The sequence below is a fragment of the Pseudomonas sp. N40(2020) genome, from assembly GCF_014472415.1.
Lineage (GTDB): Bacteria > Pseudomonadota > Gammaproteobacteria > Pseudomonadales > Pseudomonadaceae > Aquipseudomonas.
Genome location: NZ_JACSZV010000051.1, coordinates 1 through 22,229 on the forward strand (window position 1 = coordinate 1; position 22,229 = coordinate 22,229).

The following is a 22,229-nucleotide window of genomic DNA, read 5'->3' on the forward strand; positions in this document are numbered from 1 at the left end:
GAGCACGAGGCCTGCGGCCTCGCGTTTGAATTCAGTGGAAAAAGAACGACGTTGTTTGGTCATCAGACACCTCTATCTGGCGAGCATTCTCGCCTAAATGGGTGTCCGGTTTCATTAGACCACTACACACCCTGCCTAAGGATGACCAGCATCTAACCCATCGCGCCTTAATCTCAGCGGGAAAGCTCCGTCCGTACGACCAAAAGCTACGGCAGTTCCGATAATACCACTAAGCGAGGTTTATCGGAACTAGCCACGTGTGGCTCTATCCTCGTTTTTTAGGACAGAAAATGTCGCTCAAGAAGGAGATAGGCGCCGCGATACGGTCTATTCGAACCGTGCGTGGGGCCGACTACGGGGATTTGGCCGAAGTCAGCGTAAAGGCCAACATCAACAAGCTTGAACAGGGCATGAGCAACATCACACTGGAGAAATTCGTTGAACTGTCCAAAGCCCTTCAGTTCGATTCCGTCGCTCTCTTGGCCATGTGTGTTGCCATGCAAAATGAGGAGCACTACTCGCTGACCCTCAGGCGAGCGGAAGATCAGCTCGATGCATTTCAAGCGGAAGGCGGAATGGAGCTTTTTAGTAGTCAACTCATTGGCAGGGAGTTGCTTCAACGGCCCCGGGGCAAGCCTAAGAAGACCAAAAATGAAGAGGCCGTCAGGGAACTCAAGGCAGCAGGGTATAGCCAGGCAGAGGCGGTGGAGAAGCTAGGGTTGGCTAAGTCGACCGTGAACCGGTATTGGAAGTCTTAGAGTTACCTAGTGTTCAGGAGATTCACTGCCGAGCCGCTAATATTGGCTAGAGAGGTCATGCAGATAATCACAGTTGAGCTGGAAGCGTCCTGATTTACAGGTGTCCTTCAGAATCAAAAACACATGCGTGTTAGATCCCGAACCTCCCGGGTTATTTCGTGAATCCATCCACACCAGTCGCTACGGCCAGACCTCTCAGAACTCCAATTACAGGGTGGACGTCAGAGATTCTGGCAGCCTTCCCTCGTTTGACACATTCGACGCTCAGGTCACCTTTTTTCACAACAAATTGCCGCTGTCCATTTGGTCATGCTGTGATATGGACACAACCCTTTTTCCTGAAGCCCAGTAAACATAAGGGTTTGATGGCGTCTGTCTGTACGTTGTATAGGGGGTAGAGTGATTCACCTTGAAGCATGTGCATCAGCGGCGTGGGCAAGCGGTTTTGCGAAATGGCCGAGACCGCTACGGCGTCCGTTGGCGACAACACCGCCGCCAATGCGAAAGCCACGGGCAGCGGAATCGTTGGCAGTAACCAGTGAATGAAATACCCGGCGCCCACCACGGTGAACAGCACCAGCCCGACTGCCAGTGTCAGAATCGGCCCACGCAGGTGCCAGAGCTCACGCTTGGGCATGCGCCATCCGTCGGAGAACAACAGCGGTGGCAGGAATAAAAACAGGAAAAGCTCCGGGTCCAGCGCCACGTGCAGACCAAGCGTTGGCCAGGCCAACAGGGCGCCGGCGGCGATTTGCACAAGGGGCAGCGGCAACGGGATGACCCGTCCGACCAGACGCGAAACGCTGACCAGCATCAGCAGGATCAGGACGGTGTAAGCAGTTTGCATAAAGCGAAAATCTCAGACGATCGACAGCGTTGAACTGCCATATTAGCCGCTTAGGCTGTGCCTGGCCTTTGCACCTATGTCGCAGCCCTCTGAAACTCGGCTCCCACAGGTTTTGCGTATTAGCTGAAGGGTCATGGCATAATCCCACACCATTTTTTTCCAGCACCTGTAAAGGGGGCGATTCCTTGACCGATTCAAGTAAAACGTTGCACCTTTTCGGCATCAAAGCCTGCGACACCATGAAGAAGGCGCGCACCTGGCTCGATGAACACGCTGTCAGCTACGACTTTCACGATTACAAGACTGCCGGCATCGACCGTGAGCACCTGACTCAATGGTGTGACGAGCACGGCTGGCAAACGGTGTTGAACCGTGCAGGCACGACCTTTCGCAAACTCGGCGACGAACGTAAAGCCGATCTCGACCAGTCGAAAGCCATCGAACTGATGCTCGCTCAACCCTCGATGATCAAGCGCCCGGTGCTCGATCTCGGTGACCGAACCCTGATTGGCTTTAAGCCAGACATCTACGCGGCCGCGATCAAATAAGCAGCCCGTCACTTTTTTGTAGAGGTATTCACATGTCCAATTCCCTGTTCAGCATCGCTTTCGGTGTCGGCACCCAGAACCGCCAAGGCGCGTGGCTGGAAGTGTTCTACGCACAGCCACTGCTCAATCCTTCGGCCGAACTGGTCGCTGCCGTTGCACCGATCCTCGGTTACACCGAAGGCAACCAGGCCATCACTTTCACCACCGCACAGGCTGCGCAACTGGCTGAAGCCGTCAAAGGCATCGACGCCGTTCAAGGCAAGCTGCTGACCCGTCTGGCCGAGAGCCACAAGCCGCTGGTTGCCACGCTGCTGGCTGAAGATGCGCAGCTGACCTCGACACCTGAGGCCTACCTCAAGCTGCACCTGCTGTCCCATCGTTTGGTCAAGCCGCACGGTCTGAGCCTTGCCGGTATCTTCCCGCTGCTGCCGAACGTAGCGTGGACCAGCCAGGGCGCAATCGACCTGAGCGAACTCGCCGAACTGCAACTGGAAGCCCGTCTGCGCGGCGAGCTGCTGGAAGTGTTCTCGGTGGACAAGTTCCCGAAAATGACCGACTACGTGGTACCGGCCGGCGTGCGTATCGCTGATGCTGCGCGTCTGCGTCTGGGCGCCTACGTGGGCGAAGGCACCACCGTGATGCACGAAGGTTTCATCAACTTCAACGCTGGCACCGAAGGCCCGGGCATGATCGAAGGCCGCGTCTCCGCAGGCGTCTTCGTCGGCAAGGGTTCGGATCTGGGCGGCGGTTGCTCGACCATGGGCACCCTGTCGGGCGGCGGCAACATCGTGATCAAGGTTGGCGAAGGCTGCCTGATCGGCGCCAACGCCGGTATCGGCATCCCGCTGGGCGACCGCAACACTGTCGAGTCGGGCCTATACGTGACCGCCGGTACCAAAGTAGCGCTGCTGGACGAGAACAATAATCTGGTCAAAGTCGTGAAGGCGCGTGAACTGGCCGGTCAGACCGACCTGCTGTTCCGTCGCAATTCGGAAACCGGTGCAGTGGAGTGCAAAACCCACAAATCGGCGATCGAACTGAACGAAGCGCTGCACGCTCACAACTAAGTGCTGTAAGCACTTGGGGGAGCGAGCCTGCTCGCTCCCACAAGGTTTGGCGTAATCCCGCCCCTCTTCACCAGGGCTATGAACCGTGATGATTCCCTCCCCCTGGCGTGCCGATTTCCCGGCCATCGCCGCCCTGCAACGGCAAGACCAGACCTATCTGGACAACGCCGCCACCACGCAAAAACCTCAGGCCTTGCTCGACGCGCTGGCGCATTACTACGCCAACGGCGCAGCCAATGTGCATCGTGCGCAACATCTTCCCGGTGCCCATGCCACGCAAGCGTTCGAAGACAGCCGCCTCAAGGTGGCGCAATGGCTAAATGCCGGTGACAGCGGGCAAATCATCTTCACCCACGGCGCCACCAGTGCGCTGAATCTCCTGGCCTATGGCCTGGAGCACCTCTTCCATACGGGCGATGAAATTGTCATCAGCGCCCTGGAGCATCACGCCAATCTGCTGCCGTGGCAGCAACTGGCGCAACGTCGCAATCTGAACCTGGTGATCCTGCCGCTGGATGACGACGGTGTGATCGACCTCGCTGCCGCCGTACATCTGATCGGACCGCGCACTCGTTTGCTGGCAGTCAGTCAGTTGTCCAACGTGCTGGGTGCGTGGCAACCGCTGCCGGCGCTGCTGGGCATGGCCAAGGCGCAGAACGCGCTGACCGTGGTCGATGGCGCCCAAGGCGTGGTGCACGGTCGGCATGACGTGCAGGCTCTCGGTTGCGACTTTTATGTGTTTTCCAGCCACAAGCTGTACGGCCCCGATGGCCTCGGTGTTCTGTTCGGGCGCAATAAAGCGCTGGAACAGCTGAAGCCGTGGCAGTTCGGCGGTGAAATGGTGCTGGAAGCCAACTATCACGATTCGCGCTTCCGCCCTGCCCCGCTGGGTTTCGAGGCGGGCACGCCGCCGATTGCCAGCGTGATCGGCCTCGGTGCGACCCTCGATTATCTTGCCGGGCTGGATCAGGAAGCCGTGTCCGCTCATGAAGCGGCGCTGCACGACTATCTGCTGCGCGGCCTCGCTGCCCGCAATGGCATTCGTCTACTGGGCAAGCCGCAACTGGCCCTGGCCAGTTTTGTCGTCGAGGGCGTACATAACGCCGATCTCGCGCATCTGCTGACCGAGCAAGGCATTGCCGTGCGCGCCGGGCACCACTGCGCCATGCCGTTGCTGAAAAGCTTCGAGCTGGCCGGGGCAATTCGGGTGTCGCTGGCGTTGTACAACGATTCCGAGGATCTGGAGCGTTTTTTCGAAGCGCTGGATCAGGCGCTGGAGTTGTTGCGATGAGCCTGCCGACTGATGCCGCCGAGGCGCTGCAAACCTTTCAGAATGCTGCCGGTTGGGAACAGCGGGCGCGATTGCTGATGCAGTTCGGTGATCGTCTGCCGCCGCTGAGCGACGCGGATAAATGCGATGCCAACCGGGTGCATGGCTGTGAAAGCCAAGTGTGGTTGCTGGGCGAGTTGCAGGACGGCCACTGGCAATTCAGCGCCAGCAGTGATGCGCGGATGATTCGCGGGTTGGTGGCATTGCTGTTGTTGCGGGTCAACGGGTTGTCGGCGACTGAATTGCAGCAGGTGGATTTGCCGGACTGGTTCAGCCAGCTGGGGCTTTCGCGGCAGTTGTCGCCGTCGCGCAGCAATGGACTAAATGCGGTGCTCCAGCGGATGAATGAGTTGGCGAGTTAATCGTCATCGCTGGCAAGCCAGCTCCCACAAGGTTCTATGGTGTTCACAAATGCAGTGAACCTACCAAATACCTGTGGGAGCTGGCTTGCCAGCGATGAGGCCATCAGCCCCGGCATCAAACCTGAGGTTTGACTCGATCCGCCGGCCGCCGAACACCCGCCACAATCTTATCCACAGCCTTGGTCGCCGCAACCATGCCGAACGTCGCCGTCACCATCATCACCGCGCCAAACCCGCCCGCGCAGTCCAGCTTCACGCCATCACCGACAAAACTCTTCTGCAAACAGATGCTGCCATCCGGTTTCGGGTAGCGAAGTTGTTCCGTGGAAAACACACAGGGCACGCTGTAATGGCGGGTCACGGTGCGCGAGAAACCGTAGTCACGACGCAGCGTAGATCGCACTTTCGAAGCCAACGGGTCGTTGAACGTGCGGTTCAGATCGCAGACCTGAATCAGCGTCGGATCAATCTGCCCGCCCGCACCGCCAGTCGTGATGATCTGGATCTTGCGGCGTTTGCACCACGCGATCAGCGCAGCCTTGGCGTTGACGGCGTCGATGCAGTCAATCACGCAGTCGATGTTCGGCGTGATGTATTCGGCCATGGTGTCGCGAGTGACGAAATCCGCCACCGCATGGACGGTGCAGTCCGGGTTGATCCCGCGCAGACGCTCGGCCATCACCTCGACCTTAGGTTTGCCGACGGTGCTGTCCAGCGCGTGCAACTGGCGGTTGGCGTTGCTCACGCAAACGTCATCCAGATCGAACAGGGATATTTCGCCGACGCCGCAACGGGCAATGGCTTCCGCCGCCCAGGAGCCGACGCCACCGACGCCGACGATCGCCACATGGGCCGCGCGCAAGCGCTCCATGCCTTCGATGCCATACAAACGGGCGATGCCTGCAAACCGCGGATCTTCTGTACTCATGACCATTACCCCAAAAACCGGCGCGCATTATAGGGCTACGCAGCGACAAGTTTTAACCTTCGATCTACAAGTGTAAGAACTTAAGTCAAAGCGGATTGCCCAATGTCAGGCAATTCCCTGTCTGTTGTACGACTTGCGAACTACCGGTGTAGGATGCGCGCCCCATTGGCGTATAGCCTACCGATCCTCCGTTCCACAGCCTTTGGAACCCGAAACAGCTATGTCATCGCGTAAATTTGGTCTCAACCTGGTGGTGGTTCTGGCAATCGCCGCCCTGTTCACCGGCTTCTGGGCGCTGATCAATCGCCCGGTCTCCGCGCCCAACTGGCCGGAGCAGATCTCCGGTTTCTCCTACTCGCCGTTCCAGCAGGGCCAATTCCCGCAGAAGGATCAGTACCCTTCCGACGAAGAAATGCGCCGTGACTTGGAGATCATGAGCAAGCTGACGGACAACATCCGCATCTACTCGGTCGATGGCTCGCTGCAAGACATCCCGAAACTGGCGGAAGAATTTGGTTTGCGCGTGACCTTGGGGATCTGGATCAGCCCCGACCAGGAGCGCAACGAGCGGGAGATCACTCGCGCCATCGAACTGGCGAACACCTCGCGTAGCGTGGTTCGCGTGGTAGTCGGCAACGAAGCGATCTTCCGTAAGGAAATCACTGCCGAGCAACTGAGCGTGCTGCTTGATCGCGTACGCGCAGCCGTCAAAGTACCGGTGACCACCTCCGAGCAATGGCACGTCTGGGAAGAACACCCGGAGCTGGCCAAGCACGTCGATCTGATTGCCGCTCACGTTCTGCCGTACTGGGAATTCGTCCCGGTCGACAAGGCCGGCCAGTTCGTTTTCGACCGGGCCCGCGATCTGAAAAAGATGTTCCCGAAAAAACCGCTGCTGCTGTCCGAGGTGGGCTGGCCGAGCAACGGTCGAATGCGCGGCGGCGCCGATGCGTCGCCGGCGGATCAAGCGATCTACCTGCGAACTTTGGTCAACAAGCTCAACCGCCAGGGCTTCAATTACTTCGTGATCGAAGCGTTCGACCAGCCGTGGAAAGCCAGTGACGAAGGTTCGGTTGGCGCGTATTGGGGCGTGTTCAACGCCGCGCGTCAGCAGAAATTCAACTTCGAAGGCCCGGTGGTGGCGATCCCGCAATGGCGTGTGCTGGCGGTCGGCTCGGTGGTACTGGCGCTGTTGTCGCTGACCTTGCTGATGATCGACGGTTCGGCGCTGCGCCAGCGTGGCCGGATCTTCCTGACCTTCATCGCATTCCTTTGCGGGTCGGTGCTGGTATGGATCGGTTACGACTACAGCCTGCAATACAGCACCTGGTTTAGCCTGACAGTGGGCTTCCTCCTGGCGCTGGGTGCGCTCGGGGTATTTATCGTGTTGCTCACAGAGGCCCATGAACTGGCCGAAGCGGTGTGGATTCACAAACGCCGACGGGAATTCCTGCCCGTGGAGGGCGACTCCAGCTACCGGCCAAAAGTGTCGATCCACGTGCCTTGCTACAACGAGCCGCCGGAAATGGTCAAACAGACCCTCGACGCCCTGGCCGCTCTCGATTATCCGGACTACGAAGTCCTGATCATCGACAACAACACCAAGGACCCGGCGGTGTGGGAACCGGTGCGCGACTACTGCGAAATCCTCGGCCCGCGCTTCAAGTTCTTCCACGTCGCGCCATTGGCAGGTTTCAAGGGCGGCGCGTTGAATTATCTGCTTCCGCACACTGCCAAGGATGCCGAAGTGATCGCGGTGATCGACTCCGATTACTGCGTGCATCCGAACTGGCTCAAGCACATGGTGCCGCACTTCGCCGACCCGAAAATTGCCGTGGTGCAGTCGCCGCAGGATTACCGCGACCAGAACGAAAGCACCTTCAAGAAGCTCTGTTACGCCGAGTACAAAGGCTTCTTCCATATCGGCATGGTCACCCGTAACGACCGCGACGCGATCATCCAGCACGGCACCATGACCATGACCCGTCGTTCGGTTCTGGAAGAATTGGGCTGGGCCGACTGGTGCATCTGTGAAGACGCCGAACTGGGTCTGCGCGTGTTCGAAAAAGGCCTGTCGGCGGCGTATTACCACGACAGTTACGGCAAGGGTCTGATGCCGGATACGTTCATCGACTTCAAGAAGCAGCGTTTCCGCTGGGCTTACGGCGCAATTCAGATCATCAAGCGTCACACCGGCAGCCTGCTGCGCGGCAAGGACACCGAACTGACCCGTGGCCAGCGTTACCACTTCCTCGCGGGCTGGTTGCCGTGGGTGGCGGACGGCATGAACATCTTCTTCACCGTCGGCGCACTGTTGTGGTCGGCGGCGATGATCATCGTGCCGCAACGGGTCGATCCGCCACTGTTGATCTTCGCGATCCCGCCATTGGCGCTGTTCGTGTTCAAGGTCGGCAAGATCATCTTCCTGTATCGCCGCGCGGTGGGCGTGAACCTGAAAGATGCATTCTGCGCGGCACTGGCGGGTCTGGCGTTGTCGCACACCATCGCCAAAGCGGTGTTGTACGGCTTCTTCACCAGCAGCATTCCGTTCTTCCGCACGCCGAAAAACGCCGACAACCACGGCTTCTGGGTGGCGATTTCCGAAGCGCGGGAAGAGCTGTTCATCATGCTGCTGTTGTGGGGCGCGGCGCTGGGGATCTACCTGGTGCAGGGTATTCCAAGCAACGACATGCGCTTCTGGGTGGTCATGTTGCTGGTGCAATCGTTGCCGTACCTGGCGGCATTGATCATGGCGTTCCTGTCGTCGCTGCCAAAACCTTCGGCGGCACTTGAGCCAGCACCGGCCGTCTAAATCCTCATCGATGCACTAAACGGCGGCCAATGGTCGCCGTTTTGCTTTAAGATAACCGCCATTTTGCGCGCCTTGCCCCCAGATTCCGGAGTTCTCCATGACGGCCCACGCCGACCTTTCGCCGACCCTCCAACTCGCCATCGACCTGATCCGCCGTCCGTCCGTGACGCCGGTCGACGCCGATTGCCAGAAGCAGATGATGCAGCGCCTGGGTGATGCCGGTTTCACCCTGGAGCCGATGCGCATCGAGGATGTGGATAACTTCTGGGCCATCCATGGCAACAACGACGGCCCGGTGCTGTGCTTCGCCGGTCACACCGACGTAGTGCCGACCGGCCCGGTGACTGCATGGCAGATCGACCCGTTCAACGCCATCATCGATGAACACGGCATGCTCTGCGGCCGTGGCGCGGCAGACATGAAAGGCAGCCTGGCGTCGATGACTGTCGCCGCCGAGCGTTTCGTCGCCGACTACCCGAACCACAAAGGCAAAGTCGCGTTTCTGATCACCAGCGACGAAGAAGGCCCGGCGCACCACGGCACCAAGGCAGTGGTTGAACGTCTGGTCGCGCGTAACGAGCGTCTGGACTGGTGCATCGTCGGCGAACCGTCGAGCACCACGCTGGTGGGTGACGTGGTCAAAAACGGCCGTCGCGGCTCGCTTGGTGCCAAGCTAACCATCAAGGGTATTCAGGGCCACGTGGCCTACCCGCATCTGGCGAAGAACCCGATCCACCTGGCCGCGCCGGCGCTGGCCGAATTGGCCGCCGAGCACTGGGATCACGGCAACGACTTTTTCCCGCCGACCAGTTTCCAGATTTCCAACGTCAACTCCGGCACCGGCGCGACCAACGTGATTCCGGGCGACCTGGTGGCCGTGTTCAACTTCCGTTTCTCCACCGAATCCACCGTTGAAGGCCTGCAGAAACGCGTTGCCGACATCCTCGACAAGCATGATCTGGACTGGCACATCGACTGGGCGCTGTCCGGCCTGCCATTCCTCACCGAGCCGGGCGCACTGCTTGACGCGGTGTCGGCGAGCATCAAGGACATCACCGGCCGCGAGACCAAGGCGTCTACCAGCGGTGGCACTTCCGATGGCCGCTTCATCGCGACCATGGGCACTCAGGTGGTTGAACTGGGCCCGGTCAACGCGACCATTCACCAGGTCAACGAGCGCGTACTGGCGGCCGATCTCGACGTACTGACCGAGATCTACTACCAGACCCTGATCAAGTTGCTTGCCTGATGCTTGCGTGCCCGATTTGCAGTGAGCCGCTGAACGCGGTGGACAACGGCGTGGTCTGCCCCGCCGGGCATCGTTTCGACCGTGCGCGTCAGGGTTACTTGAATCTGTTGCCGGTGCAGCACAAGAACAGCCGCGATCCTGGCGACAATCAGGCAATGGTCGAGGCCCGCCGCGACTTCCTGAACGCTGGGCATTACGCGCCGGTGGCCAAGCGTCTGGCGGAGCTGGCAGCGAGTTATGCGCCGGCGCGCTGGGTCGATATCGGCTGTGGCGAGGGTTACTACACTGCGCAGATTGCCGAGGCCCTGCCGGATGCCGATGGCTACGCGCTGGACATCTCCCGTGAAGCGGTCAAACGCGCCTGCAAACGCAATCCGCAACTGACCTGGTTGATCGCCAGCATGGCCCGCGTGCCGTTGGCGTCGGGCAGTTGCCAGTTTCTGGCCAGTGTTTTCAGTCCATTGGATTGGGAAGAAGCCAAGCGTCTGCTCAGCGTAGGCGGCGGGCTGATGAAGGTCGGCCCGACCAGTGGCCATCTTATGGAGTTGCGCGAACGTCTATACGACGAAGTCCGTGAGTACACCGACGACAAGCATCTGGCCCTGGTGCCGGAAGGCATGGCGCTGGCGCACAGCGAGACTCTGCAGTTCAAGCTGACGCTGACCGAACCACAGGATCGCGCCAACCTGCTGGCAATGACGCCCCACGGCTGGCGCGCTAGCGCCGAACGTCGCGCGGCAGTGATCGAGCAGGCCGAGCCGTTCGAGACCACCGTGTCGATGCGCTACGATTATTTCGTTCTTCAATAACTTTTGGTCTCGGGCAAATGCCCGGGGCCGGCTAAATCCGCGAATGGATTTTTCAGACCCGCAGTGAGGACATCCATGCGCCAACCGGATATCGAGATTTACCTGAAAGACGCCGACGTCGACCACAAGGCCATTTCGGCCTGGCTGGGCGAAGCGCTGGGCCCGTGCAGCGACTGGGTGCAGAAAGGCCAAACCTACAAGTGCAAGGCAGGCAAAGTCCCGGTGACCTGGCTGCCGAAAGCCGTGGGTAAGTGGAACAGCCTGTTCCTGGACAGCGACCAGACCCCATGGGATGACGACATCGCCTGCGCCCGCGCCGCGTTTGCTGCGCTGAACGTCGAAGTGCGTTGTGCGCCGGGGACGTGGGTCGAGGAAGAAGGCGAGGAAACGGCGGATCGCTGGATGCGCATCAGCGCCGATGGTGAAGAAGAAATCACCTGGAAGACCGCCTGACGCTGATCGTTCCCACGCTCTGCGTGGGAACGATCTTCGGGTGATTACAGGCCTACAACATCTTCCGCCTGCAAACCCTTCTCGCCAGTTATCAGGGCGTACTCGACCTGCTGGCCCTCGGTCAGCGACCGATGCCCTTCGCCGCGAATCGCGCGGTAGTGCACGAACACGTCCACCCCGTCTTCGCGCTGAATGAAGCCGTAGCCCTTGGCGTCGTTGAACCACTTCACGTTGCCGATTTCACGTGTTGCCATCTGTTCATACTCCTTTTTTATTATTGAACAGGCTTTTCGCAGGAAAGCCTTTGAGGAACGTCAGCCTGCGTCCGACGTCCATAAAAGGGCCCCGGCGACAGAGCGCCGAGTATATGACAGGCACGAAAACTCTCAACCGGAGTTTAGTTCGCCGCTTTTTTGCCGATTTTCGATGAATCCGTCACACTAGCGCCCACCCGAGCAAACGCTCGGTTTTATCAACTCACGCAGAAGCCGTATGACCCGCTCCCCGTTCCGCCGTCTTGTGTTTGGCACCTTGCGCCGACTGTTGTACCTCTGGGTTCGCTCGGAGACGATCAACCAGTCGTCGTTCACCCTCAACCTCGACCGCAGTCGTCCGGTGTTCTACGTCCTGCAAAACCCATCGCTGACCGATCTGGCCGTGCTCGATACCGAGTGCACCAAGGCCGGTCTGCCGCGTCCGGTTTTGCCGGTATCGGTGGGTTCGTTGATCGAACCGGCGGCGTTCTTCTACCTGACGCCGGACCCGGACTGGCTCGGCCGTCAGGACAAGCGCGGTGCCCCGCCAACCCTGACCCGCTTGGTCAGCGCCCTCACGCAGAACGCCGCCGAAGACGCGCAGATCATTCCAGTCAGCGTGTTCTGGGGTCAGTCACCGGACAGCGAAAACAGTCCGTGGAAGCTGCTGTTCGCCGACAGCTGGGCGGTCACCGGGCGTCTGCGCCGGCTGCTGAGCATCATGATTCTCGGGCGCAAGACTCGTGTGCAGTTCTCCGCGCCGATCCACCTGCGCGAGCTCATCGAACACAACAAGGGCCACGAGCGCACCGTGCGCATGGCCCAGCGGATCCTGCGCGTACACTTCCGCAACCTCAAAGCGGCGGTGATCGGCCCGGACATTTCCCACCGCCGCAATCTGGTCAAAGGCCTGCTCAACCAGCCATTGGTCAAGCAAGCGATCCTCGACGAAGCCGAGCGCGAGAACATATCCCCGGAAAAGGCCAAGGCCCAGGCCCTGCGCTACGGCAACGAGATCGCCTCGGACTACACCTACACCGCGATCCGCTTCCTAGAGGTGGTGTTGAGCTGGTTCTGGAACAAGATCTACGACGGTATCAAGGTCAACCACATCGAAGGCGTGCAGAAGGTCGCCCAGGGTCACGAAGTGATCTACGTGCCGTGTCACCGCAGCCACATCGACTACCTGCTGCTCTCGTACTTGCTGTTCCGCAACGGCCTGACCCCGCCGCACATCGCCGCCGGGATCAACCTCAACATGCCGGTGATCGGCAGCCTGCTGCGTCGTGGCGGCGCGTTCTTCATGCGCCGCACGTTCAAGGGCAATCCGCTGTACACATCGGTGTTCAACGAATACCTGCACACCCTGTTCACCAAAGGCTTCCCGGTCGAGTACTTCGTCGAGGGCGGCCGCTCGCGTACCGGGCGTATGCTGCAACCGAAAACCGGGATGCTCGCGATCACGATGCGCAGCTTCCTGCGTTCGTCGCGCATGCCTATCGTGTTCGTGCCGGTGTACATCGGTTACGAGCGCGTGCTGGAGGGCCGTACCTACCTCGGCGAACTCCGTGGCGCCAGCAAGAAGAAAGAGTCAATCTTCGATATTTTCAAAGTCATCGGTGCGCTGAAGCAGCGCTTCGGGCAGGTCGCCGTCAACTTCGGCGAACCGATCAAACTGGCGGAATTCCTCGACGCCGAGCAACCGGACTGGCGCCAGCAGGAACTCGGCCCGCAGTACAAACCGGCGTGGCTCAACGAAACCACCAATCGCCTCGGCGAGAAAGTCGCGCAGCATCTGAACGAAGCGGCGGCGATCAACCCGGTCAATCTGGTGGCGCTGGCGCTGCTGTCGACCACTCGCCTGGCGCTGGACGATCGTGCCATGGCGCGGGTGCTGGACCTGTATCTGGCGCTGCTGCGCAAGGTGCCGTACTCGCCACACACGACATTGCCGGAAGGCGATGGCCGCGCGCTGATCGAGCATGTGAAGGACATGGATCTACTGGCCGAGCAGAACGACGCACTGGGCAAGATTCTCTATCTGGACGAGCAAAATGCCGTCCTGATGACCTACTACCGCAACAACGTGCTGCACATCTTCGCCCTGCCGGCGCTGCTGGCGAGTTTCTTCCAGAGCACATCGCGCATGAGCCGCGAACAGATCCTGCGCTACACCCGCGCACTGTATCCGTACTTGCAATCGGAGCTGTTCATCCGCTGGAGCCTAGACGAAATCGACGCGGTGGTCGATCAATGGCTGGAAGCGTTCGTCGAACAAGGCCTGCTGCGTTTCGAAAAAGAGGTGTACCTGCGCCCTGCGCCGAGTTCGCGGCATTTCGTGTTGCTGACCCTGCTGTCGAAAAGCATCGCGCAGACCCTGCAACGCTTCTACATGACCGTGTCGCTGCTGCTCAACGCCGGCCAGAACACCGTCAGCGCCGAAGAACTGGAAGACCTCTGCACGGTCATGGCCCAGCGCCTGTCGATCCTGCATGGCCTCAACGCCCCGGAGTTTTTCGACAAGAGCCTGTTCCGCCACTTCATCCAGACCCTGCTCGACCTCGACGTGCTGCGCCGCGACGAAGCCGGCAAGCTGAGCTACCACGAACTGCTCGGCGAACTGGCCGAAGGTGCGGCCAAACGCGTGTTGCCGGCGGAGATTCGTTTGTCGATCCGTCAGGTGGCGCTGCATCGCAGTGAAGATGCGGCCGATCAGGTCGCCACACCGCCCGAAGCTTGATGAACAACCTGTGGGAGTGAGCCTGCTCACTCCCACATTGAAAGGAAATTTTCCATGAAAAAACTGACCATTCTCGCTGCCGCCACACTGCTCAGCGCCTGCCAGTCGACCACACCCGCCGGCAAGGCCAGCCTCGACGGCGAAGTGTTCTACCTGCAACGCATTGCCCTGCCACCGAGCGCCACCTTGAGCGTGAGCCTGCAAGACGTTTCACTGGCCGACGCGCCAGCCGTCGTACTCGACCAACAGAAAGGCCCGGTCAAAGGCCAGGTGCCGCTGCCCTTCCACTTGAGCTACGATCCGGCCCAGGTCAAACCCGGCCATCGCTACTCGGTCAGCGCACGCATTGAGGTCAACGGTGAGTTGCTGTTCATCACCACCGAAAACCACGCCGTGCAACTCGACGGCAACGACCCGCAGCCGCTGAAAATCCGCGTCGACGCCGCTCGTTAATTCATTTTCTGGAACAAGGAAGCTGCCATGCTCCGCCCTACCCTTCGCTTCGCCGGCCTGTGCGCGGGCCTGATGATCTCCGCCAGCGCCATGGCGCTGTCGCTCAACGACCTTTCGCAACAAGACGCCACTGGCGGCCTCAAGGACGCCCTGACCCAAGGCGCGCAAATCGCCGTCAAACAACTCGGCGCGCCTGGCGGTTTCAGCAATAACCCGGAGGTAAAAATCGAACTGCCGGGCAAACTCGGCAAAGCCGCCAGCAAGATGAAAGCCTTCGGCATGGGCGCCCAGGTCGAAGAACTGGAAACCGCCATGAACAAGGCTGCGGAAAGCGCCGTGACCCAGGCCCAGCCGATCCTAGTCGACGCAGTGAAGAAAATGAGCGTGGCCGACGCCAAAGGCATCCTCAGCGGCGGCAACGACTCGGCCACCCAATACCTGGACAAATCCAGCCGCGAACAGATCCGCGCCAAGTTCCTGCCGATCGTCAAGCAAGCCACCGACAAGGTCGGCGTGGCGCAAAAGTACAACGCCTTCGCCGGCCAGGCCGCGACCTTCGGCGTAGTAGACGCGAAGAGCGCCAACGTCGAAAACTACGTTACCGAGCAAGCGCTCAATGGCCTGTTCGAAATGATCGGCAAACAGGAAGAAACCATCCGCCAGAACCCGGCCGCTGCGGCGACGAGTCTGGCGAAGAAGGTGTTCGGCACTCTCTAAGCTGATACAAAACGGGAGCGTGATATTTCGCTCCCGTTTTGCATTCCGTCTGCTGGAGGAGCGCGCAAGAAAAATACCCACTCACGGCCGATTTTCCGCTTTTCGAAAACCTGCAATTCGACCAGACCGTTGAGCGTCGCAACCGCCGTGGTGTAGGCACAACCAAGGTGTTCCTTGACGTTGCTCGCCGTAAACTCCTTCGCCACCCCGCTCTTGGCCACCTGATAAACCGCTCGCTGCTTCTGCGTCAGCCGATCAAAAAAATCCGAACTCACCAACCAGTGCTCAAAGGCCTCGGAATACGCGACGCTTTTGCGATAGACCTGCGCAAAACCGGCCACCGCTCGAAGAATCACCGAACACTGGTACTCGATGAAATACGTCAGATCCATTTCATCGTTTTCGGTATGCAGGTATGAACGCCCATATTTCACTGGAGCGTTGCGCAGCAGCAGACTGATCGCAATGTAGCGAAACGCAGCGAACTCATTCTTGAACATGAACCAGTAAAACAACGCCCTGGCTACCCGCCCGTTTCCGTCACGAAACGGATGCTCATAGCCCAAGGCAAAATGCAGCGTGATCGCCTTGATCAAAGGGTGCAGATAGTTTGCCTGCTGAGGCAAGCCGTTGGGCTGGTTGATCCAATCCGAAAGTCTCTGAAGGCGCGAGACCAAACCGAAAGCGGGTGGTGGTCTGTGCACGGTATTGCCCTCGCCGTCCTGAACGACCACTTCATCATTCGTCCTGAAAAGACCGGGGTCGTACTGCTCGTCATCAATCCCCTCTACGCCCACCTGATGAATGGCGGCAATCAACTCCGGATTCAAAGGCTCGTAGCGCTTTTCCCACGCGAAATTCATCATCCGGTAATTACCCATGACCATGCGCTCGTCTGGCGTACGCGGCTGTCGCTGGTGCTTGAGCATGTCCTTTGCAACACGTGTGGTGGTCGCTGCACCCTCCAACTGACTACTGGCAATGGCTTCATCTTCGATCAGGTTATTGAGCAAATAACTGAAATGCGCCCGTTCGCCGATCTGACTGGTCATGTATTCCAAAGCGGCCGAGGTGGTTTGTCGATCCACGACAGAAATCGTTTTCTGCGCCGATGGCGTCAGCAAATACTTGCCCCACTGCACCGGCTCACCCAACGGCAACAAATTGATGTACTGCGCAACGCGCGCCTTCTTGACCAAAGCCCAGCACAAATTGGCATCCAGCCCGCTGGCCCAACGGAAGCGCAAGGCCTCGAAAGGCAGATAACGCCCCTGATCATCGAGCGGCTTCAGCAGCGCCAGATAATGCGCCAGACGCTGCTTGTGCGGCGAACGCACCAACAAGTCAAACACCGGATCGGATCTACCCTTCAACACTGGCGGCTTTTTCATCAGGCGGACTCGAAGACTCAGGAAAAACACAGGCTCGAGTACAGCACTCAGGCCACTTCGACTCAATATCGGAGCTTTCTGAAAAAGATGTAGGAACCCGCGCGGCTATGCCGACAGAGACAGTCAGTCAAAGATCGGTGGGCTGTCAGGCCGCCATCGCTGGCAAGCCAGCTCCCACAGGGACTGAGCACACCAAACTGGCCGAGTGTCAGCTCGCCGAAAGCTCTTGATCTTGCCGTACTGGCCCCTTCGGCAGGCTGAGTGGAGGGATTCATCCGGGGGAAGGCGTGCAGCGCCGTTTGGCGAAGCCAAACACATCGAGAGGAGGTGCAGCGCAGCAAACCGGAGGCGATGCCTCCGGATGAAACCCGTAACGAAGGAACCCCGAGCCCCAGCGAGGGGCCGAACGCCGGGGCCAAGCGTTTTGGTTACTTTTGGGCGTCTGCAAAAGTGACTCGCTGTAAGAGCGAAACCGCCAGCAGCATCACCCGAAGCAACAGATATTCACCCAAAACCCAAAGAGCATGGTCGGCCCAAAGGCCGCCAAGGCTCAAGCCTCCCGACGCACCCGGAACCAAGCCGCATACAACGCCGGCAAAAACAAAAGCGTCAACGCCGTAGCCACAATCAACCCCCCCATTATCGCCACCGCCATCGGCCCAAAAAACACACTGCGCGACAAAGGAATCATCGCCAAAACCGCCGCCAAAGCCGTCAACACAATCGGCCGAAAGCGCCGCACCGTCGCCTCGATAATCGCCTGCCAAGGCCTGAGCCCAGAGGCAATATCCTGCTCAATCTGATCCACCAGAATCACCGAATTACGCATGATCATCCCGGACAGCGCGATCGTCCCCAACATCGCCACAAACCCGAACGGCTGCCGGAACACCATCAAAAACAGCACCACCCCGATCAACCCCAACGGCGCCGTCAAAAACACCATCGCCGTCCGCGAAAAACTGCGCAACTGCACCATCAGCAACGTCAGCACCACAACAATGAACATCGGCACCCCGGCATTCACCGACTTCTGCCCACGCTCCGAATCCTCCACCGTCCCACCAACATCCAGCAGATACCCGTCCGGCAATTCAGCGCGAATCGAATCCAGCGTCGGCATGATCTGCTTGACCAGCGTCGCCGGCTGCTCCTTGCCATAAATGTCGGCACGCACCGTCACGTTCGGCAGCCGATTACGATGCCAGATGACGCCTTCCTCAAAGCCATATTCCAACGTGGCGACCTGCGACAGCGCCACACTGCGACCGTTATCCGTCGGCACCGCCAGACTCGGCAACAAAGACAATTCAGTACGTTCATGCACCGTGCCGCGAAGCAGGATCTCGATCAACTCGTTATCTTCGCGATACTGACTGACACTCGACCCGGTCAACGAACTCTGCAGGAATTTCGCCAGATTGGCAGTGCTCACCCCCAGTGCCCGGGCGCGATCCTGATCGATGTTCAGGTACACGACCTTGCTCGGCTCTTCCCAGTCCAGATGCACATTGACCACATGCGGATTCTCGCGAACCTTGGCCGCGACCTTGCGCGCCAGAGCGCGGACTTCTTCAATGTGCTCACCGGTAACGCGGAACTGCACCGGATAGCCAACCGGCGGGCCGTTTTCCAAACGCGTCACCCGCGAACGCAGCGCCGGGAACTGCTCGTTCAGCGTGGAGATCAACCAGGTGCGCAGCGTTTCACGCTCCTCGATGTTCTTCGCCAACACCACAAACTGGGCAAAGCTCGCCGCTGGCAACTGCTGATCCAGCGGCAGGTAGAAACGCGGCGAACCGGTGCCTACATACGCCACGTAGTTGTCGATACCCGCATGATCCTTGAGCATCGCTTCCAGGCGTTTGACCTCACCGGTGGTGTTCGCCAGCGAAGCGCCTTCAGCCAGTTTCAGATCGACCATCAGTTCCAGCCGATTGGAGGCCGGGAAAAACTGCTGTGGCACGAAGCGGAACAGCATCACCGACGCGATAAACAGCCCCACGGTCAGCACGATTACGGTTTTGCGGTGAACCACACACCACTCCACCAAACGCCGTACCCGCTGATAGAACGGGGTGGCATACGGGTCCGGCTGACCATCACCCGTGCCGTGTTTGGCCGCGTGAATTTTCGCCAGATCCGGCAGCAGTTTTTCCCCCAGATAGGGCACGAACATCACCGCCGCCACCCAGGAAGCGAGCAGCGCGATGGTCACCACCTGAAAGATCGAACGGGTGTATTCGCCCGTGCCGGATTGCGCCGTGGCAATCGGCAGGAAACCGGCGGCAGTGATCAGCGTACCGGTGAGCATCGGGAACGCGGTACTGGTCCAGGCGTAGCTCGCGGCCTTGATGCGGTCGAAGCCCTGCTCCATTTTGATCGCCATCATTTCCACGGCGATGATCGCGTCGTCCACCAGCAAGCCCAACGCAAGCACCAGCGCGCCGAGGGAAATTTTGTGCAGACCGATACCGAAGTAATACATGCAGGCGAAGGTCATCGCCAGCACCAGAGGAATGCTCAGCGCCACCACCATGCCGGTGCGCACGCCGAGAGAAAAGAAGCTCACCAGCAACACAATCGCCAGCGCTTCGACCAATACCTGGACGAACTCGCCCACGCCGGTTTTCACCGCTGCCGGTTGGTCAGAAACCTTGCGTAACTGCATGCCGGCCGGGAGGTTTTTCTGGAGGCGCGAGAATTCGCCTTCCAATGCCTTGCCGAGCACGAGAATGTCGCCGCCGTCCTTCATGGCGACTGCCAGACCAATCGCGTCTTCAGCCATGAAGCGCATGCGCGGCGCCGGCGGATCGTTGAAACCGCGCCGCACATCGGCGACATCGGAGATGCGGAACGTACGATCGCCGACCCGGATCGGGAAGTTCTTTATCTCATCGACCGTCTGAAAATTCCCCGAGACCCGTAACTGCAAACGCTCACTGCCAGTCTCAAAGAACCCTGCTGTAGACACCGCATTCTGTTCTTCCAGCGCCTGCTGCACTGCCGCCAGCGGCAAGCCGAGGGTGGCGAGTTTAACGTTGGACAGCTCGACCCAGATCTTCTCGTCCTGCAACCCGAGCAGATCGACCTTGCCGACATCCTTGACCCGTTGCAGCTGGATCTGGATGCGGTCGGCATAATCCTTGAGCACGGCGTAGTCAAAACCGTCGCCGGTCAGCGCGTAGATATTGCCGAAAGTAGTGCCGAATTCATCGTTGAAAAACGGCCCCTGAATCCCCGGCGGCAGGGTCTGGCGGATGTCGCTGACCTTCTTGCGCACCTGATACCAGAGATCGGGGATCTGGTTGGAGTGCATCGAATCGCGGGCGATAAACGTGACCTGGGATTCGCCGGGACGAGAGAACGAAACGATGCGTTCGTACTCGCCGGTTTCCATGAGTTTCTTTTCGATACGCTCGGTGACCTGACGCGAAACTTCCTCCGCCGTCGCGCCCGGCCAGCGGGTCTGGATCACCATGGCCTTGAAGGTGAACGGCGGGTCTTCGCTTTGGCCAAGTTTGGTGTAGGACAGCGCACCGACAATGGCCAGTAAAAGCATCAGGAACAATACGATCTGGCGATTACGCAGCGCCCATTCGGAAAGGTTGAAGCGCATCGGGACTTACTCCTTGTCCGCCAGATTGACGACACGGTTGGAGCGATCCACCGGACGCACCTGCTGACCTTCAAGCAGCACATGCACGCCAGCGGCGACGACCCAATCACTGGCGTTCAAGCCTTCGAGCACCGGCACGGTTTTCTCGCCAAACGGGCCGACGCGCACGGGGGTCTTTTTCAGAGTGTTGTTGGCGTTGACGACCCAGACGTAAGTAGCGCCATTTTCCGCGGTCAGCGCCGAAAGCGGCACCGACAGCGACACGACATCGGCGGACTGCACGAACACCCGGGCGCTCTGGCCGAGCTCGGCCGGGACTTTGCCGCTGGTGAAGGAAATCCTTGCAGCGAAGGTACGGGATTTCGGATCGGCCGCCGGCGACAGCTCGCGAATCTGTCCGGCGAAGCGCTGGTTCTGCTGAGTCCAGAGTTCGACGGTCACCGGCTGACCCACCTTGAAGCGGCCGAAGCTCTGCTCCGGCAGGCTGATCAGCACTTCGCGTTCGCCATCAGTGGCGAGGGTGAACACGGTTTGTCCGGCGGCCACCACTTGCCCGACTTCCACCGAACGCTTGGCTACCACACCGTCCTGGGGCGCACGCAACACGGCGTAACTGGCCTGGTTGGTCGAGACGTTGAATTCGGCTTTGATCTGCTTGAGGCGTGCTTCGCCGGAGCGAAAGAGGTTTTCGGCATTGTCATAGGCCGAGCGACTGACCATCTGCCGATCCATCAGTGTCTTGTAGCGGTCGCGCTCGGCACGCACCAGATTGAGATTGGCTTCGGCAGCGGCGACTTGCGCGCGAGTGGCTTCCAGTTGCAGGCGCACGTCTTGCGGATCGAGTTCGGCGAGTGGCTGATCAGCCTTCACCCGCTGGCCTTCATCGACCAGTCGTCGGCTGACTTTGCCGCCGATGCGGAAAGCCAGATCAGGCTCATAACGCGCGCGAACTTCACCCGGATAACTTTCCATTGCCTGTGCCGAAGGCTCTGGCTGCACCACCATGGCCGGTCGTACGGTGACTTGCACCGCCGTTTCCTGGCCACACGCAGACAATAAAAAAGCCAGAGTGACTGGCAATGCAAATGGCCACGTGAGGTGCAGTGCATGGCGGAACATGATGACGGACCTTTCGCTAATGGTGCTTGGAATAATTATACTGGCCGGTATGTTATTAATAGCAAACTCACCAGTCCAGTAATAAAAGCGAAGAATGTCGAACAATCTTTCAGCTCCAAACGGCCCGGGCCGCCCCAAGGATCTGGCCAAGCGCCAAGCGATCCTCGACGCGGCGAAAATTCTGTTTCTGAGTCATGGTTATGCCAACACCAGCATGGACGCGGTGGCCGCTGAGGCTGGCGTGTCAAAGCTGACGGTCTACAGCCATTTCAACGACAAGGAGACACTGTTCTCCGCCGCCGTGGTGGCCAAATGCGAGGAACAATTACCGCCGCTGTTCTTCGAGTTGCCCGAAGGGATTGCCGTGGAAAATGTGTTGCTGAACATTGCCCGGGGCTTTCATCACCTGATCAACAGCGATGAATCGGTGAATCTGCACCGCCTGATCATGGCGCTGGGCAGCCAGGACCCGAAGCTGTCGCTGATCTTCTTCGAGGCAGGTCCGCAGCGCATGGTTCAGGGGATGGAGCGGCTGCTGACGCGCATCCACGAGACCGGGGTGCTGAGCATCGACCAACCACGCAATGCGGCCGAGCACTTCTTCTGCCTGATCAAGGGGGCGGGGAATTTTCGCTTGTTGTATGGCTGTGGCGAGCCGCTGACTGAAGAAGCGGCGCAGAGCCATGTGCAGGAAGTGGTGGGGTTGTTTATGCGGGCGTATCGACCCTAGTTTCTGTGGTGCTTCTAGTGACGCCATCGCTGGCAAGCCAGCT

18 protein-coding genes and 1 pseudogene are annotated in these 22,229 nt (G+C 59.5%); 13 read left to right on the top strand and 6 right to left on the bottom strand.

The features are described 5' to 3' along the window. Positions 1 to 290 precede the first annotated feature (290 nt). Positions 291 to 758, top strand: coding sequence for a helix-turn-helix domain-containing protein (locus tag IAI51_RS24700; RefSeq protein WP_187680852.1), 468 nt, complete (start codon positions 291 to 293; stop codon positions 756 to 758). A gap of 397 nt (positions 759 to 1,155) precedes the next feature. On the opposite strand, the pseudogene IAI51_RS24705 reads toward IAI51_RS24700, so the two are convergent. Further along, positions 1,156 to 1,605 (bottom strand): annotated as a pseudogene (locus IAI51_RS24705) (cation:proton antiporter); the annotation flags it as partial. Positions 1,606 to 1,790: 185 nt separating this feature from the next. Between IAI51_RS24705 and IAI51_RS24710 the strand changes: the two are divergent. From IAI51_RS24710 to IAI51_RS24725, 4 genes are all read left to right on the top strand, one after another. Then, positions 1,791 to 2,153: an ArsC family reductase gene (locus IAI51_RS24710; protein WP_187680853.1), complete on the top strand. Its 363-nt coding sequence runs from the start codon at positions 1,791 to 1,793 to the stop codon at positions 2,151 to 2,153. Between the two features lie 32 nt (positions 2,154 to 2,185). Continuing rightward, complete coding sequence (gene dapD, locus IAI51_RS24715) at positions 2,186 to 3,220, top strand: 2,3,4,5-tetrahydropyridine-2,6-dicarboxylate N-succinyltransferase (RefSeq protein ID WP_187680854.1); 1,035 nt, start codon at positions 2,186 to 2,188, stop codon at positions 3,218 to 3,220. Positions 3,221 to 3,305: 85 nt separating this feature from the next. Beyond that, positions 3,306 to 4,511: an aminotransferase class V-fold PLP-dependent enzyme gene (locus IAI51_RS24720; RefSeq protein ID WP_187680855.1), complete on the top strand. Its 1,206-nt coding sequence runs from the start codon at positions 3,306 to 3,308 to the stop codon at positions 4,509 to 4,511. Further along, the gene (locus tag IAI51_RS24725; protein ID WP_187680856.1) at positions 4,508 to 4,912 is read left to right on the top strand and encodes a SufE family protein; all 405 of its coding nucleotides are present in this window, start codon (positions 4,508 to 4,510) and stop codon (positions 4,910 to 4,912) included. The genes IAI51_RS24720 and IAI51_RS24725 overlap by 4 nt, the downstream gene beginning before the upstream one ends. A 115-nt stretch (positions 4,913 to 5,027) precedes the next feature. On the opposite strand, the gene tcdA is transcribed toward IAI51_RS24725, so the two are convergent. After that, positions 5,028 to 5,846 carry a tRNA cyclic N6-threonylcarbamoyladenosine(37) synthase TcdA gene (gene tcdA, locus IAI51_RS24730; protein ID WP_187680857.1) on the bottom strand — a complete coding sequence of 273 codons (819 nt, stop codon included), beginning with the start codon at positions 5,844 to 5,846 and terminating at the stop codon, positions 5,028 to 5,030. Positions 5,847 to 6,060: 214 nt separating this feature from the next. Between tcdA and IAI51_RS24735 the strand changes: the two genes are divergently transcribed. From IAI51_RS24735 to IAI51_RS24750, 4 genes are all read left to right on the top strand, one after another. Continuing rightward, entirely contained in the window at positions 6,061 to 8,652 is a 2,592-nt protein-coding gene (locus tag IAI51_RS24735) for a glycosyltransferase (RefSeq protein ID WP_187680858.1), read from the top strand. Positions 8,653 to 8,749: 97 nt separating this feature from the next. Then, entirely contained in the window at positions 8,750 to 9,901 is a 1,152-nt protein-coding gene (gene dapE / locus IAI51_RS24740) for a succinyl-diaminopimelate desuccinylase (protein ID WP_187680859.1), read from the top strand. Beyond that, the gene (locus tag IAI51_RS24745; RefSeq protein ID WP_187680860.1) at positions 9,901 to 10,710 is read left to right on the top strand and encodes a putative RNA methyltransferase; all 810 of its coding nucleotides are present in this window, start codon (positions 9,901 to 9,903) and stop codon (positions 10,708 to 10,710) included. Before dapE ends, IAI51_RS24745 begins: the two co-directional genes overlap by 1 nt. A gap of 75 nt (positions 10,711 to 10,785) precedes the next feature. Continuing rightward, positions 10,786 to 11,163: a hypothetical protein gene (locus tag IAI51_RS24750; RefSeq protein WP_187680861.1), complete on the top strand. Its 378-nt coding sequence runs from the start codon at positions 10,786 to 10,788 to the stop codon at positions 11,161 to 11,163. 44 nt (positions 11,164 to 11,207) lie between these two features. On the opposite strand, the gene IAI51_RS24755 is transcribed toward IAI51_RS24750, so the two are convergent. Next, complete coding sequence (locus tag IAI51_RS24755) at positions 11,208 to 11,417, bottom strand: cold-shock protein (RefSeq protein WP_187680862.1); 210 nt, start codon at positions 11,415 to 11,417, stop codon at positions 11,208 to 11,210. A gap of 238 nt (positions 11,418 to 11,655) precedes the next feature. Here IAI51_RS24755 and plsB point away from each other — a divergent pair, with 238 nt between their 5' ends. From plsB to IAI51_RS24770, 3 genes are read left to right on the top strand one after another with little or no spacing between them, the layout of a single operon-like run. Continuing rightward, positions 11,656 to 14,157: a glycerol-3-phosphate 1-O-acyltransferase PlsB gene (gene plsB, locus IAI51_RS24760; RefSeq protein WP_187680863.1), complete on the top strand. Its 2,502-nt coding sequence runs from the start codon at positions 11,656 to 11,658 to the stop codon at positions 14,155 to 14,157. A 54-nt stretch (positions 14,158 to 14,211) separates the two neighbouring features. Then, on the top strand, positions 14,212 to 14,610 hold the full coding sequence (locus IAI51_RS24765; protein WP_187680864.1) for a YbaY family lipoprotein: 399 nt from the start codon (positions 14,212 to 14,214) through the stop codon (positions 14,608 to 14,610). Between the two features lie 27 nt (positions 14,611 to 14,637). Beyond that, positions 14,638 to 15,327: a DUF4197 domain-containing protein gene (locus IAI51_RS24770; RefSeq protein WP_187680865.1), complete on the top strand. Its 690-nt coding sequence runs from the start codon at positions 14,638 to 14,640 to the stop codon at positions 15,325 to 15,327. Here the strand turns inward: IAI51_RS24770 and IAI51_RS24775 are convergent. From IAI51_RS24775 to IAI51_RS24785, 3 genes are all read right to left on the bottom strand, one after another. Then, positions 15,324 to 16,718, bottom strand: coding sequence for a Fic family protein (locus IAI51_RS24775; RefSeq protein ID WP_187680866.1), 1,395 nt, complete (start codon positions 16,716 to 16,718; stop codon positions 15,324 to 15,326). The genes IAI51_RS24770 and IAI51_RS24775 overlap by 4 nt on opposite strands. Before the next feature lie 550 nt (positions 16,719 to 17,268). Beyond that, positions 17,269 to 20,337, bottom strand: coding sequence for an efflux RND transporter permease subunit (locus tag IAI51_RS24780; protein WP_187680867.1), 3,069 nt, complete (start codon positions 20,335 to 20,337; stop codon positions 17,269 to 17,271). 6 nt (positions 20,338 to 20,343) lie between these two features. Continuing rightward, on the bottom strand, positions 20,344 to 21,456 hold the full coding sequence (locus tag IAI51_RS24785) for an efflux RND transporter periplasmic adaptor subunit (RefSeq protein ID WP_187680868.1): 1,113 nt from the start codon (positions 21,454 to 21,456) through the stop codon (positions 20,344 to 20,346). Positions 21,457 to 21,550: 94 nt separating this feature from the next. On the opposite strand from IAI51_RS24785, the gene IAI51_RS24790 reads away from it, so the two are divergent. Next, on the top strand, positions 21,551 to 22,186 hold the full coding sequence (locus tag IAI51_RS24790) for a TetR/AcrR family transcriptional regulator (RefSeq protein ID WP_187680869.1): 636 nt from the start codon (positions 21,551 to 21,553) through the stop codon (positions 22,184 to 22,186). The last annotated feature ends 43 nt before the right edge of the window (positions 22,187 to 22,229 follow it).

Bases quoted from the DNA above. Each gene is read 5' to 3' on its own strand.
- IAI51_RS24745 (WP_187680860.1), top strand. From the start codon at position 9,901: ATGCTTGCGTGCCCGATTTGCAGTGAGCCGCTGAACGCGGTGGACAAC.
- IAI51_RS24780 (WP_187680867.1), bottom strand. From the start codon at position 20,337: ATGCGCTTCAACCTTTCCGAATGGGCGCTGCGTAATCGCCAGATCGTA.
- IAI51_RS24700 (WP_187680852.1), top strand. From the start codon at position 291: ATGTCGCTCAAGAAGGAGATAGGCGCCGCGATACGGTCTATTCGAACC.
- IAI51_RS24770 (WP_187680865.1), top strand. From the start codon at position 14,638: ATGCTCCGCCCTACCCTTCGCTTCGCCGGCCTGTGCGCGGGCCTGATG.
- IAI51_RS24725 (WP_187680856.1), top strand. From the start codon at position 4,508: ATGAGCCTGCCGACTGATGCCGCCGAGGCGCTGCAAACCTTTCAGAAT.
- IAI51_RS24735 (WP_187680858.1), top strand. From the start codon at position 6,061: ATGTCATCGCGTAAATTTGGTCTCAACCTGGTGGTGGTTCTGGCAATC.
- plsB (WP_187680863.1), top strand. From the start codon at position 11,656: ATGACCCGCTCCCCGTTCCGCCGTCTTGTGTTTGGCACCTTGCGCCGA.
- IAI51_RS24750 (WP_187680861.1), top strand. From the start codon at position 10,786: ATGCGCCAACCGGATATCGAGATTTACCTGAAAGACGCCGACGTCGAC.
- IAI51_RS24765 (WP_187680864.1), top strand. From the start codon at position 14,212: ATGAAAAAACTGACCATTCTCGCTGCCGCCACACTGCTCAGCGCCTGC.
- IAI51_RS24790 (WP_187680869.1), top strand. From the start codon at position 21,551: ATGTCGAACAATCTTTCAGCTCCAAACGGCCCGGGCCGCCCCAAGGAT.
- tcdA (WP_187680857.1), bottom strand. From the start codon at position 5,846: ATGGTCATGAGTACAGAAGATCCGCGGTTTGCAGGCATCGCCCGTTTG.
- dapE (WP_187680859.1), top strand. From the start codon at position 8,750: ATGACGGCCCACGCCGACCTTTCGCCGACCCTCCAACTCGCCATCGAC.
- IAI51_RS24785 (WP_187680868.1), bottom strand. From the start codon at position 21,456: ATGTTCCGCCATGCACTGCACCTCACGTGGCCATTTGCATTGCCAGTC.
- dapD (WP_187680854.1), top strand. From the start codon at position 2,186: ATGTCCAATTCCCTGTTCAGCATCGCTTTCGGTGTCGGCACCCAGAAC.
- IAI51_RS24755 (WP_187680862.1), bottom strand. From the start codon at position 11,417: ATGGCAACACGTGAAATCGGCAACGTGAAGTGGTTCAACGACGCCAAG.
- IAI51_RS24775 (WP_187680866.1), bottom strand. From the start codon at position 16,718: ATGAAAAAGCCGCCAGTGTTGAAGGGTAGATCCGATCCGGTGTTTGAC.